Source organism: Streptomyces sp. BJ20, assembly GCF_022869105.1.
Lineage (GTDB): Bacteria > Actinomycetota > Actinomycetes > Streptomycetales > Streptomycetaceae > Streptomyces > Streptomyces griseoincarnatus.
Genome location: NZ_CP094918.1, coordinates 1,715,684 through 1,731,503 on the forward strand (window position 1 = coordinate 1,715,684; position 15,820 = coordinate 1,731,503).

Annotated in this window: 16 protein-coding genes; 8 read left to right on the plus strand and 8 right to left on the minus strand. The window is 71.2% G+C overall.

Annotation, left to right across the window (positions count from 1 at the left end; all coding sequences use genetic code 11):
* Nucleotides 1-87 precede the first annotated feature (87 nt).
* Nucleotides 88-765 carry an AzlC family ABC transporter permease gene (locus MTR79_RS07970; protein ID WP_244793087.1) on the plus strand — a complete coding sequence of 226 codons (678 nt, stop codon included), beginning with the start codon at nucleotides 88-90 and terminating at the stop codon, nucleotides 763-765.
* On the plus strand, nucleotides 762-1,070 hold the full coding sequence (locus tag MTR79_RS07975) for an AzlD domain-containing protein (RefSeq protein ID WP_244789619.1): 309 nt from the start codon (nucleotides 762-764) through the stop codon (nucleotides 1,068-1,070). The genes MTR79_RS07970 and MTR79_RS07975 overlap by 4 nt, the downstream gene beginning before the upstream one ends.
* A 305-nt stretch (nucleotides 1,071-1,375) precedes the next feature.
* On the opposite strand, the gene MTR79_RS07980 is transcribed toward MTR79_RS07975, so the two are convergent.
* Entirely contained in the window at nucleotides 1,376-2,281 is a 906-nt protein-coding gene (locus tag MTR79_RS07980; protein WP_244789620.1) for a hypothetical protein, read from the minus strand.
* A 79-nt stretch (nucleotides 2,282-2,360) separates the two neighbouring features.
* Here MTR79_RS07980 and MTR79_RS07985 point away from each other — a divergent pair, with 79 nt between their 5' ends.
* The 4 genes from MTR79_RS07985 to recX all read left to right on the plus strand — a co-directional run bounded on the left by MTR79_RS07985 (nucleotide 2,361) and on the right by recX (nucleotide 6,102).
* Nucleotides 2,361-2,555 carry a DUF3046 domain-containing protein gene (locus tag MTR79_RS07985; RefSeq protein ID WP_086702469.1) on the plus strand — a complete coding sequence of 65 codons (195 nt, stop codon included), beginning with the start codon at nucleotides 2,361-2,363 and terminating at the stop codon, nucleotides 2,553-2,555.
* Nucleotides 2,556-2,614: 59 nt separating this feature from the next.
* Complete coding sequence (locus tag MTR79_RS07990) at nucleotides 2,615-3,937, plus strand: AI-2E family transporter (RefSeq protein WP_189365584.1); 1,323 nt, start codon at nucleotides 2,615-2,617, stop codon at nucleotides 3,935-3,937.
* A 239-nt stretch (nucleotides 3,938-4,176) separates the two neighbouring features.
* On the plus strand, nucleotides 4,177-5,289 hold the full coding sequence (gene recA, locus MTR79_RS07995; RefSeq protein WP_189365585.1) for a recombinase RecA: 1,113 nt from the start codon (nucleotides 4,177-4,179) through the stop codon (nucleotides 5,287-5,289).
* A gap of 3 nt (nucleotides 5,290-5,292) precedes the next feature.
* Entirely contained in the window at nucleotides 5,293-6,102 is an 810-nt protein-coding gene (gene recX, locus MTR79_RS08000; RefSeq protein ID WP_189365586.1) for a recombination regulator RecX, read from the plus strand.
* A 37-nt stretch (nucleotides 6,103-6,139) separates the two neighbouring features.
* Here recX and MTR79_RS08005 read toward each other — a convergent pair whose 3' ends face one another.
* Both MTR79_RS08005 and MTR79_RS08010 read right to left on the minus strand, forming a co-directional pair.
* Nucleotides 6,140-6,775 (minus strand): class F sortase, encoded by a 636-nt coding sequence (locus MTR79_RS08005; RefSeq protein WP_244789621.1) that lies wholly within the window; start codon nucleotides 6,773-6,775, stop codon nucleotides 6,140-6,142.
* Nucleotides 6,776-6,825: 50 nt separating this feature from the next.
* Nucleotides 6,826-7,665: a DUF4397 domain-containing protein gene (locus tag MTR79_RS08010; RefSeq protein WP_086702474.1), complete on the minus strand. Its 840-nt coding sequence runs from the start codon at nucleotides 7,663-7,665 to the stop codon at nucleotides 6,826-6,828.
* 740 nt (nucleotides 7,666-8,405) lie between these two features.
* On the opposite strand from MTR79_RS08010, the gene MTR79_RS08015 reads away from it, so the two are divergent.
* Nucleotides 8,406-9,461, plus strand: coding sequence for a TerC family protein (locus MTR79_RS08015; protein ID WP_086702476.1), 1,056 nt, complete (start codon nucleotides 8,406-8,408; stop codon nucleotides 9,459-9,461).
* Nucleotides 9,462-9,591: 130 nt separating this feature from the next.
* On the opposite strand, the gene MTR79_RS08020 is transcribed toward MTR79_RS08015, so the two are convergent.
* The 5 genes from MTR79_RS08020 to MTR79_RS08040 form a co-directional block, all read right to left on the minus strand.
* Entirely contained in the window at nucleotides 9,592-11,211 is a 1,620-nt protein-coding gene (locus MTR79_RS08020) for an FAD-dependent monooxygenase (protein ID WP_086702478.1), read from the minus strand.
* A gap of 291 nt (nucleotides 11,212-11,502) precedes the next feature.
* Nucleotides 11,503-12,408, minus strand: coding sequence for an amino acid ABC transporter permease (locus MTR79_RS08025; protein WP_086704689.1), 906 nt, complete (start codon nucleotides 12,406-12,408; stop codon nucleotides 11,503-11,505).
* Nucleotides 12,405-13,070 (minus strand): amino acid ABC transporter permease, encoded by a 666-nt coding sequence (locus tag MTR79_RS08030; RefSeq protein ID WP_048456269.1) that lies wholly within the window; start codon nucleotides 13,068-13,070, stop codon nucleotides 12,405-12,407. Before MTR79_RS08030 ends, MTR79_RS08025 begins: the two co-directional genes overlap by 4 nt.
* An 84-nt stretch (nucleotides 13,071-13,154) precedes the next feature.
* The gene (locus MTR79_RS08035) at nucleotides 13,155-13,991 is read right to left on the minus strand and encodes a glutamate ABC transporter substrate-binding protein (RefSeq protein WP_048456268.1); all 837 of its coding nucleotides are present in this window, start codon (nucleotides 13,989-13,991) and stop codon (nucleotides 13,155-13,157) included.
* An 82-nt stretch (nucleotides 13,992-14,073) separates the two neighbouring features.
* Nucleotides 14,074-14,850, minus strand: a complete 777-nt coding sequence (locus MTR79_RS08040; protein ID WP_048456267.1) for an amino acid ABC transporter ATP-binding protein — start codon at nucleotides 14,848-14,850, stop codon at nucleotides 14,074-14,076.
* 281 nt (nucleotides 14,851-15,131) lie between these two features.
* On the opposite strand from MTR79_RS08040, the gene MTR79_RS08045 reads away from it, so the two are divergent.
* Nucleotides 15,132-15,818 carry a response regulator transcription factor gene (locus MTR79_RS08045; RefSeq protein ID WP_114874947.1) on the plus strand — a complete coding sequence of 229 codons (687 nt, stop codon included), beginning with the start codon at nucleotides 15,132-15,134 and terminating at the stop codon, nucleotides 15,816-15,818.
* The last annotated feature ends 2 nt before the right edge of the window (nucleotides 15,819-15,820 follow it).

Sequence of the window (15,820 nt, forward strand, 5' to 3'; positions counted from 1 at the left end):
GACATACGGCCCGGTGACGGAGGCGGCGCGCCCTCCGAGGGCGCAGGGAACGCGCTCCCGCAGGGAGGGGAGAAGCCGGACGGCGCCGTGGTACGGGACGCACTCGGCGTCGGGGTCGCCGTCGGACTCTCCGGGTTCGCCTTCGGCGTGACCTCGGCGGGCAGCGGGCTCAGCCTGCTCCAGACCTGCGCGCTCAGTCTGCTGGTGTTCACCGGTGCCTCCCAGTTCGCCCTGGTCGGGGCGCTGGCGGCGGGCGGCGGCGCCGTCACGGCCGCCGCGGGCGCGTTCTTCCTCGGTGTGCGCAACGCCTTCTACGGGCTGCGGCTGTCGCAGCTGCTGGCGCTGCCCCGCGTGGTGCGGCCGTTCGCCGCGCAGTGGGTGATCGACGAGACCACCGCCGTCTCGCTCGCCCAGGCCACCCGCCGCGCCGCCCGCATCGGTTTCCTGGTCACCGGACTCAGCCTCTACGTCCTGTGGAACCTCACCACGCTGCTCGGCGCGCTGGGCGCGGACGCCATCGGGGACACCAAGGTGTGGGGCCTGGACGCAGCCGGTCCCGCGGTGTTCCTGGCGCTGCTCGCCCCCATGCTGCGCACCGGCACCGAGCGGGCCGTCGCCGCGCTCGCCGTGCTGCTGGGGCTCGGCCTGCTGCCCGTGCTGCCGGCCGGCGTCCCGGTCCTGGTGGCCGCCCTGGCCGCACCGCTCGTTCTGTGGGCGCACGGCCGCGGGATCGCGTCGCGCGGTGACGTGGAGGAGGGGCGATGAACATCTGGCTCGCGATCGGCCTGACCGTCGTCGGCTGCTACGCCGTGAAGCTCGCCGGGCTGCTGGTGCCTGCGGGCGTCCTCGAACGGTCCCTCGTCCGGCGCCTCGCCGCGCTGCTCCCCGTCGCCCTGCTCGCCGCCCTCACGGCCCAGCAGGCCTTCGCGGACGGCCGCGCCCTGGTGCTGGACGCGCGCGCGGCCGGTCTGGCGGCTGCCGCCGTGGCGCTCCTGCTGCGCGCGCCGTTCCTGCTCGTGGTGGCGGCGGCCGTGCTCGTGACGGCGGGGGTGCGGGCGCTGGGCGGGTGAGGCAGGGGCCTTGCCGGGCTCTGCGGTCCGCCTGGGGAGGCTGCGTGTGGCCGAGGTGCGTAGTACTCCGCCCGGGTGATGGCGCGGGCTTCGCAGCAGGCGCCCAGAGGCGGGTTCCGGCAGCCGACGGGTCGGGTCCCCTGGACCGCCGTGCACGCCGCGGGTTGTCCAAGGCGAGGGGCAGACGTACACGGCCGAGGTGCGCGGCGCCTCGGTGGTCGCGGCGAGCCGGGCGTCGGGCGGACGGACGACGGGCGCTTCGTCCGGCCTTCCGGGGGCGTCGGACGCGGGGCGTCGGACGCCGCTCAGGCGAGGCGGCCGTACGCGGCCAGAGTGCGCAACGCCTCGATCGTGGCGATGGAGCGAGTCTCCAGGAGCGCGCCCGGGGTGAACTCCGGGGCGCCCGGGAGCCGGCGGGCCGGCCAGCCTCCGTCGTCCCGCTGCGCGGCCGCGAGGGCGTCCAGGGAACGCTCCACCTCCGCGTCGGTGAACCACGCGCGCGCCAGTGAGTCCGGGGTGCGCGCGTAGTCGTGGGGGAGCTCGCCGGAAGCGTGACCCGAGCCGTCCGGGTCGAGCACCACCAGCCGTTCCCGGCGCACCAGGCGGCCCAGCCGCTCGGCGGCGGCCTCCGCGCGGATGCGGTCCGGGGCGTGGTCCAGGAAGACGACCGCGGCCTCCACGTCACCGGGGCGCGCCGCCTCCAGCGACTCCACGGCCTGCCGGCAGAAGTCGGTCGCGCGGAACAGCCACGGGTGCCACACCTCGTTGCGGTGCAGCAGCCCCACCGCCGGCGCGGTCGCCGCAAGCGAACCGGGCAGACGGGCCGCCCCACCGCCGCTCACGTGCGTCCCTACGGCCGGAAGCGCGCCCTCCGCCGTCGAGACGGACGTCAGATAGCGGCACACGCCCTCCGCACGGCGCGCGTCGCAGCGCCCCACGGCGTCCAGTACGTGCAGCGCGCGTGCCGTGTGCGCGGGCAGGCTGGCCGGTCCGCGCAGGGCCGGCTCCAGGGCGTGACCGTAGCCGCCGTCGTCGTTCCGGTACGCCTCCAGGGCGGTCTCCACCGGAACCGCGGCGCCGTCGCGGAAGTGATGGGCGAAGAGGCGCTGCTCCAGTACGCGCGCGGTGAGCCACACGAAGCGCTCCGCGCGCGCGAGCGTGCCGCGCGGAGGGGACGCCGGGGTGAGCGGTACGGCTGCGATGTCGGCCATGGCACCGACCGTAGGGGCACGGCGGAGCCCCGCGGGGCCCGTGGCAGGGCGCCACCCCCGCAGGCGGGATACTGGAAGCATGCGGTTGACGGTTTTCTGGGAGCGCATGTCGGAGTACTTCGGCACGGGGTACGCCGACACCTTCGCGCGCGACCATGTCATGTCCGAACTCGGCGGACGGACCGTCCACGAGGCGCTGGAAGCCGGCTGGGACGCCAAGGACGTCTGGCAGGTGGTCTGCTCCGTCATGGACGTCCCCCGGGAACTGCGCTGATCGTCACATAAGCCCCGCGGGAGCGGACAGTTGTCGTGGCCGTGGGCGAGACTTGGGCCGTGGCAGCCACCGACGAGACCGGGCCCGCGGGCCGGAACACGACCGTGCCCGGCACGCCCCCGACCGCCGGCCCGCCGACGGACCCGGCGCCCCGCACCGGCGCCCGGATGCCGCGATGGCTGCCGCGCGCCATGGTGCTCGCGCTCGCGCTGATCGCCGTCTTCCAGTTCGGCAGCTGGGCCTTCCACCAGCTCACCGGGCTGCTGATCAACGTCCTGATCGCGTTCTTCCTGGCGCTCGCCGTGGAACCCGCGGTGAGCTGGATGGCCGCGCGCGGGGTGCGCCGGGGGTTCGGCACCTTCCTCGTCTTCGTGGGCGTCCTGGTGGTGGGCGCGGGCTTCGTCACGCTGCTCGGCTCGATGCTCGCGGAGCAGATCATCAAGATCGTCGAGGACTTCCCGCAGTATCTCGACTCGGTGATCAACTGGATCAACACCCACTTCCACACCGAACTGCGGCGCGTCGACATCCAGGAGAACCTGCTGCGGTCCGACTGGCTGCGCAATTACGTGCAGAACAGCGCCACCGGCGTGCTGGACGTGTCGGCGCAGGTGCTCGGCGGGCTCTTCCGGCTGCTCACCATCGCCCTGTTCTCCTTCTACTTCGCCGCCGACGGGCCCCGGCTGCGCCGCACCATCTGCTCCGTCCTGCCGCCTGCCCGGCAGGCCGAGGTGCTGCGTGCCTGGGAGATCGCCGTGAACAAGACCGGCGGCTACCTCTACTCGCGCGGCCTGATGGCCCTGATCTCGGGCCTCGCGCACTACGTCCTGCTCGAGTTCCTCGACGTGCCCTACGCACCCGTGCTGGCCGTGTGGGTGGGGGTGGTCTCGCAGTTCATCCCCACCATCGGCACCTATCTGGCGGGCGCGCTGCCCATGCTGATCGCCTTCACGGTCGCGCCCTGGTACGCGGTGTGGGTGCTGGTGTTCGTGGTGGTCTACCAGCAGTTCGAGAACTACGTGCTGCAGCCCAAACTGACCGCCCGGACCGTCGACATCCACCCGGCGGTCGCCTTCGGCTCGGTCGTCGCGGGCACGGCCCTGCTCGGCGCGGTCGGCGCCCTGATAGCGATCCCCGCCGTGGCCACGCTCCAGGCGTTCCTCGGCGCGTACGTGAAGCGGTACGACGTCACCGACGACCCGCGGGTGTTCGGGCATCGCGGCTCGGGCGGGACGAGTGCCTTCGGCCGGCGGGTCCGGGGGCTGTGGGCCCAGCGGCGCCCGGAGGATGACGGTGCCGGGCCGGCGGCCGGGGCCGGGGCGGCCGGCGCGGGTGCGGCTGGTGCCGGGCCTGGCGAGGGTGGGACGGCCGGAGCGTCGTGAAGGGCCGGGGCTTCTGACATCGCGGGTGCGGATCCCCGGCGGTGCGGCTTGACACGAAAATCGAACATCTATTCTTATGGGGGAGCCGGTGAGGCTCAACGCCGGGCGTTCTGCCCCAGTCGGGGCGGGTATGGGCCCGGGTTATCCACAGGCCGGACGTGCGTCGGGGCGCGTTGTCAGTGGCAGGCGTTAGCGTCTTTGACGTGAAGCGATCGACTCAAGCAAACCGGGTGGAACCCATGGCAGGAACCGACCGCGAGAAGGCGCTCGACGCCGCGCTCGCACAGATTGAACGGCAATTCGGCAAGGGCGCGGTCATGCGCATGGGCGAGCGGTCGAAGGAGCCCATCGAGGTCATCCCGACCGGGTCGACCGCGCTCGACGTGGCCCTCGGCGTCGGCGGCCTGCCGCGCGGCCGTGTGGTGGAGATCTACGGGCCGGAGTCCTCCGGTAAGACGACCCTGACCCTGCACGCGGTGGCGAACGCGCAGAAGGCCGGCGGCCAGGTCGCGTTCGTGGACGCGGAGCACGCCCTCGACCCCGAGTACGCGAAGAAGCTCGGCGTCGACATCGACAACCTCATCCTGTCCCAGCCGGACAACGGCGAGCAGGCCCTGGAGATCGTGGACATGCTGGTCCGCTCCGGCGCCCTCGACCTCATCGTCATCGACTCCGTCGCGGCGCTCGTGCCCCGCGCGGAGATCGAGGGCGAGATGGGCGACAGCCACGTGGGTCTGCAGGCCCGTCTGATGAGCCAGGCCCTGCGGAAGATCACCAGCGCGCTCAACCAGTCCAAGACCACCGCGATCTTCATCAACCAGCTCCGCGAGAAGATCGGCGTGATGTTCGGCTCGCCGGAGACCACGACCGGTGGCCGCGCGCTGAAGTTCTACGCCTCCGTGCGCATCGACATCCGCCGTATCGAGACCCTCAAGGACGGCACCGAGGCGGTCGGCAACCGCACCCGTTGCAAGGTCGTCAAGAACAAGGTCGCGCCGCCCTTCAAGCAGGCCGAGTTCGACATCCTCTACGGCCAGGGCATCAGCCGTGAGGGCGGTCTGATCGACATGGGCGTGGAGCACGGCTTCGTCCGCAAGGCCGGCGCCTGGTACACGTACGAGGGCGACCAGCTCGGCCAGGGCAAGGAGAACGCCCGCAACTTCCTGAAGGACAACCCCGACCTCGCCAACGAGATCGAGAAGAAGATCCTCACGAAGCTGGGTGTCGGCGTACGGCCCGAGGAGGCCGCTGCCGAGGCAGGCGCGGACGCCGCCGCTCCGGCCGAGCCCGCGGCGGTGCCGGTCCCGGCGGCCAAGGGCTCCAAGGCCAAGGCCGCGGCGGCCAAGAGCTGACCCGTGACCCGACGAACCGACTGGGCCGAGTACGAGTACGACGCTCCCGGTGTCCCACGGGGGAGGGACACCGTGGGCGGCGACGCCACGGCCGTCGGCGGTGACACGGCGTACGACGACGCGGACCCCGGCCTCCAGGAAGCGGGCGGTGGCGGAGGCCGGCGGCGCGGCGGTCGTACGGCACGGACGGGTGGCTCGCGTGACGGCGGGCCGCACGGTGGACGTGGGCGCCGACGCCGCTCCTTCGGCGAGGCGGCCGCGGCGGACGGAGGCGCCTCCGACTCGGTGAGGGCAGAGCGGGAGGAGCCTCCGGGGGACCCGGTGGAGCGGGCGCGGGCGATCTGCCTGCGGCTGCTCACCGGGACCCCGCGCACGCGGAAGCAGCTCGCCGACGCCCTCCGCAAGCGGGAGATCCCCGACGAGGCCGCCGAGGAGGTGCTGTCCCGGTTCGAGGAGGTCGGACTGATCAACGACAGCGCCTTCGCGGACGCCTGGGTGGAGTCCCGGCACCACGGCCGCGGGCTGGCCCGGCGCGCCCTGGCCCGGGAGCTGCGCACCAAGGGCGTCGACTCCGCCCTGATCGACGAGGCCGTCTCCCGGCTCGACTCCGAGCAGGAGGAGGAGACCGCCCGCGAACTGGTCGCCCGTAAGCTGCGCGCCACCCGCGGGCTCGACCGCGACAAGCGGATACGCCGCCTCGCCGGCATGCTCGCCCGCAAGGGCTACCCGGAGGGCCTCGCCCTGCGCGTGGTCCGCCAGGCGCTCGAGGAGGAGGGCGAGGACACGGACCTCCTCGGCGAGGAGCCGTTCTGAAGCGGCGGGGACCGCACCGGTCGCCCGGTCCGGCGGCTCACCCGGCAGGGACCGAGTACACCAGCAGATTCCGCTGGTAGCCGCCGCGTTCGCGGTCGTACGGTGGCGCGCAGGTGACCAGGGTCAGGACGGGTCGGCCATGGCGCCGGAACACCTCGTCGGGGAGCTGGTCCTTGTCGACCACCTCGCGGGCCGTCACCTCGTACCGGACGGGAGGCGCGTCCTCGCGGGCGACGGTGATGGTGTCGCCCTTCCGGACCCCGTACAGCTTCGCGAAGGCGCCCAGGTCGCCGGTGTGGTCGTCCACGTGGCCGATCAGGACGGCGGAGCCCTCGGGGGAGCCCGGTGCGGGCCCGAAGCGGTACCAGCCGGCCTGCCCCGCGTCGTCGGGAACCTCCACCGTGCCGTCGCCCCGGACGCCGACGCCCTGGACCCGGGCCTCCAGGGAGACCCGGGGGACGTGCAGCGCAGTCGGTTCGGACACGGGGCCGGATGTCTTCCTCTCGCCCGGCGCGTCGTCGAGGGTCCCCGACGACATCCCGGTCACGGGCTCCAGGGCACGCGGACGGGTGCCGAAGTCAGACGGCATCGAGACCCCGGACGGCCACAGCGACCAGACCAGCGCCGCCGCCAGGACGACGGCGGCGACCGCGGCGGCCCCGACGGCCGTCACGGTGGGCCGCCGCAGCGGCCGTCGGGGTCCTGTGCGGGAACGCACGGCCGTCAGTCGCCCCGGGCGCGCAGACGGCGGGCGGCCAGCAGACCGGCGACCGCGACGGCACCCGCGGCGCTCCAGGCCAGCCAGGCGGTGGCGGACTCGTTGTCGGAGGCCATGGCTCCGCTCTCGCCGGCGTCCACACCGTTCGGCGCGGAGTCCATGCCGCTGATCGTCTGAGTCTTCAGCGCGAGGTTGTCGTCCTCGGCGCTGCCCCAGGCGTAGACGACCGTGCTGGTGCCCTCGGCCAGGTCGAGGTCGGCGGGGCCGATGGCCACGGTGTCGGTCCCGGCCAGGACGACGTCGGCGTTCACCGTGCCGGCGGGCACCTCGAGCGACTTCTCGTTCGGGTTGGTCAGGTCCCGGATCACCGGCTCGCCGCCCGCCCGGACGTCCACGGCGGGTGCCGCGGCCACGTGACGGACGGTCAGTCGCGCCTGGCCGGCCGGAACCTCGGAGGTGTCGTTGACGAACGCGGTGAGCGTGGGGTCGCCCTGCGCGTCGAGGTGGGCTGCGAGCGTCGCGTTCGCCCCGGCCGGGACATCGACGCTCTTCTGGATGGCGGGGGTGCCGTCGGGGCCCTCGCCGTCAGGGAAGATCTTGATGTCGTAGGTGCCCGGGTCCAAGGGCTGGGGCTCGGTCAGGGTGCCGGGCTTGAAGTCGGGAAGCAGTTCGTCCCCGTTGGCGAACACGTCGACGGTGAGGCCGGGAACACCGTGAAACACGGACACGGAGGCCTTGCCGTCCTCCTGAGCCGGACTCTCCGCGGAGGCCGGAACGGCCACGGCGAGGGACAGGACGCAGGCACCGGCGGTGGCGGCGACTGTCCTACTGCTGCGCTTCGTCATCGGGACTCCCTTCGTGGGGGCCGGTTTGCGCTGCCGCGGTCGTCATCACGAACCCCGTGGCGGCGCCCTGTCCATAGTGAGAAGCTCTGAGAATTTCCGCCACTTGTGTCACTTTGAGTTACTTATGCCTCAAATGCACCATGCTGCCGGCCGGTGTGGGCCGGTCCGTGCCGAGCCGCGAAGGCGGTGATGGAGGCGGCCGCCACCATCAGGGGTGGCCCGTCCGGCCGCGCGGCCTCGCCGACGTCCGGGACGCCGGGGGGCTTATGGGGCGGCGTGTCCGGACTCGGCCGCCGGAGTTTCCTCGCGGTGTGAAGGTCGTCAGCGGCACCCCGGCGGGATGGTCGGCCTCGGCGGGATGGCGCAGCAGGGCGCCGGCGAAGCCGGGTCCAGGCCCTCCGAGTGGTGGGCGTTGGTCCGGGTCGGCACGCACGGCTCCGCCGAGAACGGCTCGGGACCGGACGGCACGCTCAGCAAGGACGCCGCCGCGAGCGCCGACATCGTCCTGTGCGAAATATGTTTGGCGAATTATTTTTCGCGTAAGTGTTGACGGGTTTCGAGGTGTCGGGCGAGGATGAATACATCGCTGGATGTCCCTATTCAGCCTCTTTTGAGAGGGTTCTCGATGTCCGTCCGTCCCCAGCCCCGTCCCGCCGTGATGCGGACCGGGGAGACGCCGGCCCGGAGGCGACCGCCCGCCGTCTCCCCGGTCCGACTCCGTCCGAGGAACTCGACGTCCCATGAATGATCTGTCGTTCGCCGTCCCGCTGTGGGTGTGGGTCGCGGTCTCGCTCGTCATCGCCGTCATGCTCGCCGTCGATCTGATCGCCCACCGTGACAACCACGTCATCGGGTTCAAGGAGGCGGCCGTCTGGTCCGGGGTGTGGATCGCGATCGGCCTGGCCTTCGGGCTGGTCCTGCTCGCGTGGCAGGGCGGAGAGGTGTCCTCCACCTACTACGCCGGATATCTGATCGAGAAGGCACTCTCGATCGACAACGTCTTCGTCTTCGCCTTGGTCTTCTCGTTCTTCGCCGTGCCTGACGCATACCAGCACAAGGTCTTGTTCTGGGGCGTCATCGGCGCTCTGGTGTTCCGACTGGTGTTCATCTTCGTCGGCGCCGAACTGCTGCAGCTCTTCTTCTGGACCGCCTATCTGTTCGGTGCGTTCCTCATCTGGACCGGCTACAAGATGGCCGTCTCCAAGGACGAGGAAGTCCACCCGGACCGCAACATCGTCGTCCGCCTGGTCAAGAAGATCATCCCCACGGACCCGAGCTTCCACGGTGGCCGGTTCTTCACGAAGATCAACGGGCGGCGCGTGGCCACCCTGCTGTTCGTGTCCCTGGTCGCGATCGAGGCCACTGACCTGATCTTCGCCGTCGACTCCGTCGCCGCGATCCTCGCGATCACCACCAACACGTTCCTGGTGTGGACCGCCAACGCCTTCGCGGTGCTCGGCCTGCGCAGTCTGTACTTCTGCCTTGCGGGCCTGCTGCGCCGCTTCGCCTATCTCCACTACGGGCTCGCGGTGCTGCTCGCCTTCGCCGGCGTCAAACTGATCCTGTCCGAGACTCCCGTGGGCAAGCTGCCGATTCCCCTGACTCTCGGCGTCATCGCCGTCACCATCACGGTGTCCATCGGCTGGTCCCTCATCGCCACGCGCGACGACCACGGCGACCACGGCGGCGCCACGCCGGGTACGGGCGGCGCGGACGCCGCCGACACCGGCCGGGCGACCGGCCCCGGCTCTGCGCCCGCCGCCCGCTCGCACGGTTCGAAGCCGCCCCGACCGTAGCGCTCACTCCCGCTCCGCCGCCCTCGCCGCGGGTGCCGCACCCGCGGTGCCCACGGCCCGCTGACGGTACCGGGGCCGAGGGCCGGCTGCCGGGCGCGGAAGCGACGCGGCGGGACGCAGGCTCTGAGTCTCAGCGCGACGCCGCCCCGGCGTCCGCCTTGGCATCCGTCTTCGTCTCCGCCGCGCCGGGTGCGCCGAGCACGGCCTCGGCCGCCGTGTACATGTCCGCCGGGCGGACCCCGCTCAGCGCGGTGACCAGGTGGCCGTCGGGCCGTACCAGCAGCACGGTGTGGGCCGCCGCACCCGGATAGCTCTCGGCGACCAGGAGTTCCGCGCGGTGCGGCAGCGCGGAGACGGCGGCCGCCAGGCGCGGCATGATCCCGGCGGACACCCAGTGACGGCGTTCCCACACCCCCGTGCCCGGCGCGATCAGCACCACCAGCAGGGCACCCCGCCCGAGCCGGTCCCGGAGCCGGACGAAGGTGCCGTCCTCGGCGGTGACGATCACGTCCGTGACGGTCGCCCCCGGTGCCGTGGCGACCGGAGCCTCGCCCTCAAGGCGGCCGGGTGCGAGGGGCGAGGCGGCGTACGTACCGGGCGCGCCCAGCGCTCCGCGCCCGAGGTGACCGTCCATCAGGAGCGTGTCGAGGCTGCGCGAGGAGCCGGGGACGTAGGTGCGCAGTCCTCCGCCGCCGCGCAGCAGGGGCAGGGCCTGGTCGGCGGCGCGCAGCCGGGAGGCGACGAGCGCGCGGCGCTCGGTCTGGTAGCTGTCGAGCAGTGCCTCGTGGGGGCCGTGGTGCCAGGCGAGGGCCAGTTTCCAGGCGAGGTTGTCGGCGTCGCGGAGCCCTTCGTCCAGCCCGTGCGTGCCCAGTGCGCCGAGCAGATGGGCCGCGTCCCCGGCGAGGAAGACGCGCTTGGCCCGCCAGCGCCGGGCCAGCCGGTGGTGGACGGTGTGCACGCCGGTGTCGAGGAGTTCGTACGGGGGCACCGTGCCGCCGTTCCAGCCGGCCAGGGTCTCCCGGATGCGGGTGAGCAGCATCTCGGGGGTGACCAGGTCCTTGCCCGGAGGCAGCAGCCAGTCCAGCCGCCACACCTCGTCCGGCAGCGGGCGGGCGATGATCTCCCCGGCGGAAGGGCCGGAGGTGCGCCACGGCGGGGAGCGGTGCAGCAGCGCCTCGTCCTGCCAGGGGAGTTCGGTGCGCAGGGCGGCGACGGCGTGGCGTTCCACCGCGGTGCGGCCGGGGAAGCGGATGTCCTGGAGCTTGCGCACGGTGGAGCGGGGGCCGTCGCAGCCGACCAGGTAACTGCCGCGCCACCAGGTCCCGGTGGCGCCCCGGGTGCGGGCGGTGACGCCGGACCGTTCCTGCTCCAGGGTGTCCAGCCTGCTGTCCACGGCGATCTTGACGAGCCGTTCGTTCTCCAGGGCTGCGCGCAGGGCGCCGGTCAGAACGTGCTGGGCGATGTGCAGGGGAGCGGCCTCGGCGTCCTCGAAGGCGACCTCGTTCGTCACCTGCTTGCGCCGCATCGACCGCCATCCGGCCCAACGGAACCCCGCGTGGTCGAGGGGCAGACCGGTCAGCCGCTCCATCAGCGCGGCGGTGTCCTCGCGCAGCACGACGGTGCGCGCGGGGCGGGGCTCGTCCTTGCCCGGCCCCTCGTCCAGGACCACGCACGGTACGTCCTGCCGTGCCAGCGCCAGTGCCAGCGTGAGCCCGACGGGCCCCGCTCCGACGACGATCACCGGGTCCACGGCGCGGCGCTCCCTGCTCGGAGTGACGTCGGGGAGGACGTGAGGGAACAGGAAGATGGAGCAGGGTGCGCGATCACAGAACGTATGCAACCCATTGCCGGTGCTTGCGTCAAGTGACCGAAGGGCGGTGGCGATCATGAGCCGCCGCGGGAGAGGTCCCAGCATGTGACAGTTCATCACATGAGCCCACGGTGCATCGCTCTTCCGTCACGGTGACGACGGCCGTTCACCGACATGACTGTGGCCCGCCGTTCCCGGCGGGCCACAGTCATGTCGGTGAGGAGTCGTGCGTCAGACGCCGTCGGTCTTGTGCGGACCGCCGACCTCGGCCGCGTTGATGTCGTCGACGTCGTCGGCGCCGAGCACCGCGCCCGTGCCGCGCTTGCTGCGGCGCAGGCGCGCCTCGAGCCAGGAGGCGAACGAGGTGAGCGCGAAGTTCAGCGCGATGAAGAGCACGGCGACCACGGTGAAGCTGGCGATCACGTTGGCGCCGTAGTAGCCGCTCATGGTGTTGGCCGAGGCGAGCAGTTCGGGGAAGGTGAGGACGGCGCCGCCGAGGGCGGTGTCCTTCACGATGACGACGAGCTGGCTGACGATGGCCGGGAGCATCGCGGTGACCGCCTGCGGCAGCAGGACCAGCCGCATCAGCTGGTTCTTGCGCAGGCCGATCGCCATCGCGGCCTCGGACTGGCCCTTCGGCAGCGACAGGATGCCGGCGCGCACGATCTCCGCGAGCACGGAGGCGTTGTAGAGCACCAGGCCGGTGACGACCGCGTACAGCGGACGGTCGTCGGAGCTGACGCTGGTGTACTCGGCGAACAGCGCCAGGCCGAAGATCATCAGGACCAGCACGGGGATGGCGCGGAAGAACTCCACCACGATGCCGGCCGGGACGCGGACCCAGGCGTGGTCCGAGAGACGGGCGATGCCGAGGACCGCGCCGAGCGGCAGCGCGATGATCACCGCGAGTACGGCGGCCTTCAGCGTGTTCTGCAGACCCGGCCAGATGTAGGTGGTCCAGGCCTCGGTGCCGGTGAAGAACGGCTTCCACAGGGCCCACTCGAGCTGGCCCTTGTCGTTGAGGGTGCCGAACACCCACCACAGCAGGGCGGCGAGGGCGAGGAGGAAGACCACCGTGAAGACGGCGTTCCGCCGCTTCGCCCGGGGGCCCTGGGCGTCGTACAGAACGGAGCTCATCGCTTCACCGCCACCTTCTTGCCCACCCAGCCGAGGAACAGGCCGGTCGGCAGCGTCAGAACCACGAAACCGAACGCGATGACCGCCGAGATCAGCAGCAGCTGCGCCTCGTTCTCGATCATCTCCTTCATCAGCAGCGCCGCCTCGGCCACGCCGATCGCGGCGGCCACCGTGGTGTTCTTGATGAGCGCGATGAGGACGTTCGCCAGCGGTCCGACGGACGAACGGAACGCCTGGGGCAGCACCACGAGGCCCAGCACCTGGTTGAAGCTCAGGCCGAGCGCGCGGGCCGCCTCGGCCTGGCCGACCGGAACGGTGTTGATGCCGGAGCGCAGCGCCTCGCACACGAAGGCCGAGGTGTACAGGATCAGACCGAGGACGGCGAGCCGGAAGTTGATCGTTTCGAAGTCGTCCGCGCCGAGGGTGACGCCCAGGGTCTGGTTGAGGCCGAGCGACGTGAACAGGATGATGACCGTCAGAGGGATGTTCCGCACGGTGTTCACGTACGCGGTCCCGAAGCCGCGCATCAGCGGCACCGGGCCGACGCGCATGGCGGCCAGCAGGGTGCCCCAGATCAGGGAGCCGACGGCGGAGAGCACAGCGAGCTGCACCGTCGTCCAGAAGGCCCCCAGCAGGTCGTAATCTTCAAGAAAGTCGAACACGATCTCCCGCGCTTCCGCGTGTAGGGATGCATGCCCCGGTGCGCCGCCCCGCGTCGGGGGCGGCGCACACGGTCAGGCGCTGCCTCAGCTCTTGATGTCGCCGATCTTCGGAGCGGGCTCGTTCTTGTAGTTGGCCGGGCCGAAGTTCTCCTTCACGGCCGTGTCCCAGCTGCCGTCGGCGACCATGTCCTCAAGGGCCTTGTTGATCTTGTCCTTGAGGTCGCTGCCCTTCTTGACGCCGATGCCGTAGTTCTCGTTCGTCAGCTTGAAGCCGCCGAGCTTGAACTTGCCCTTGAACTGGTCCTGGGCCGCGTAGCCGGCGAGGATCGAGTCGTCCGTGGTCAGGGCGTCGACGGCACCGTTCTGCAGACCGGGCAGGCAGGCCGAGTACGCCGGGTACGGCTGCAGCTGGGCCTTGGGGGCCAGCTTCTCCTTGACGTTCTGCGCCGAGGTGGAGCCGGTGACCGAGCAGAGCTTCGCGTCGTTCAGGTCCTCCGGCGACTTGATCTTGTCGTCGTCGGCGCGGAGCAGCACGTCCTGGTGGGCGAGCAGGTAGGGGCCGGCGAAGTCGACCTTCTCCTGACGCTCCGGGGTGATCGAGTAGGTGGCGGCGATGAAGTCGACGTCGCCACGCTGCAGCATCGTCTCGCGGTCGGCGCTCTTCGACTCCTTCCACTCGATCTGGTTCTCCTCGTAACCGAGCTTCTTGGCGACGTAGGTGGCGACGTCCACGTCGAAGCCCTCGTAGCCCTGCGGGGTCTTCTGGCCGAGGCCCGGCTGGTCGAACTTGATGCCGACCGTGATCTTGTCCTTGCCGCCGCCCGAGGACTCGTTGTCCGAGTCGCCACCCCCGCACGCGGTGGCGGTCAGGGCGAGGGCGAAGACGGTGGCCGAGGCGGCGGTGACCTTGCGGAGCTTCATGGTGCACATCCTTTGACTGGTGAAGTGATGCGGCCCGGTCAATGTCCGGTGACGCAGGTCGGCAGGGGCGCGGAGCCGCGCCTCAGTGGTGAAGGATCTTCGACAGGAAGTCCTTGGCACGGTCGCTGCGCGGGTTGCTGAAGAACTGGTCCGGCGTCGCCTGCTCGACGATGCGGCCGTCCGCCATGAACACCACGCGGTTCGCGGCGGAACGCGCGAAGCCCATCTCGTGGGTCACGACGATCATCGTCATGCCGTCACGGGCGAGCTGCTGCATGACTTCGAGAACCTCGTTGATCATCTCCGGGTCGAGAGCCGACGTCGGCTCGTCGAAGAGCATGACCTTGGGCTCCATCGCCAGGGCCCGCGCGATGGCGACGCGCTGCTGCTGACCACCGGAGAGCTGTGCGGGGTACTTCTCGGCCTGTGCGGCCACGCCGACCCGGTCGAGGAGGGCACGCGCCCGCTCCTCGGCCTCCTTCTTGTCCTTCTTGCGGACCTTGACCTGTCCGAGTGTCACGTTCTCGAGCACGGTCTTGTGCGCGAAGAGGTTGAAGGACTGGAAGACCATCCCGACGTCGGCACGGAGCTTCGCGAGCGCCTTGCCCTCGTCGGGCAGGGGCTTGCCGTCGATCGTGATCGAACCGGAGTCGATCGTCTCCAGACGGTTGATGGTGCGGCACAGGGTGGACTTGCCGGACCCGGAGGGTCCGATGACCACGACGACTTCGCCACGCGCGATCGTCAGGTCGATGTCCTGGAGAACGTGCAACGCGCCGAAGTGCTTGTTGACGCTCTTCAGGACGACCAGATCGCCGGTCGCGGCCACATCTTCCTTGGCCACCGATACTTCGGTCATCGCTCTCAGGCTCCGTCCTCCTCGGTTTCGGAGGACAGTAGTAATCCTTCAGACCTGCGTCATTACATCTGAGGGGAATCTGAGCATCACGATCGGATAGCAATCGGACACCTGTCGTAGCACTTGTGAGCTGGAACGCGTCCGCGCGAGGCACCGGTACCGAAGCGCAACCGGAACCCTCTTGACGTGGTCGTCCCTCATCGGCGTGACTGCAAGGTGCACCCGGCTGTGCCCATGATGGACACACCCGACAAACGGCCGATGAACCGAAGGGGGCCCTGGTGAGACTGCTGCTCGTCGAGGACGACAACCACGTCGCCGCGGCCCTGTCGGCCGTACTGGCCCGCCACGGCTTCGACGTCACCCACGCGCGCAGCGGCGAGGAGGCCCTCCAGGCGCTCGTCCCCGAGAGTGACGGCTTCGGTGTCGTCCTGCTCGACCTCGGCCTGCCCGACCAGGACGGGTACGAGGTCTGCGGCAAGATACGCAAGCGCACCAGCACCCCCGTGATCATGGTGACCGCGCGCTCCGACGTGCGCTCCCGCATCCACGGCCTCAACCTCGGCGCCGACGACTACGTCGTGAAGCCGTACGACACCGGGGAGCTGCTCGCCCGGATCCACGCCGTCAGCCGGCGCAGCGCCCAGGAGGAGGTCACCGGCTCCACGGAGACCCAGGTGCTCCTCGGCCCGGTGCGCATCGAGCTCCCGACCCGGCAGGTCAGCGTCAACGGCACGCCCGTCCAGCTCACCCGCAAGGAGTTCGACCTGCTCGCGCTGCTGGCGCAGCGGCCGGGGGTGGTCTTCCGCCGGGAGCAGATCATCAGCGAGGTGTGGCGCACCAGCTGGGAGGGGACCGGCCGCACCCTGGAGGTGCACGTGGCCTCCCTGCGCTCCAAGCTGCGCATGCCCGCCCTGATAGAGACCGTGCGCGGCGTCGGATACCGGCTCGTCGCGCCCGCGGCGTAGCG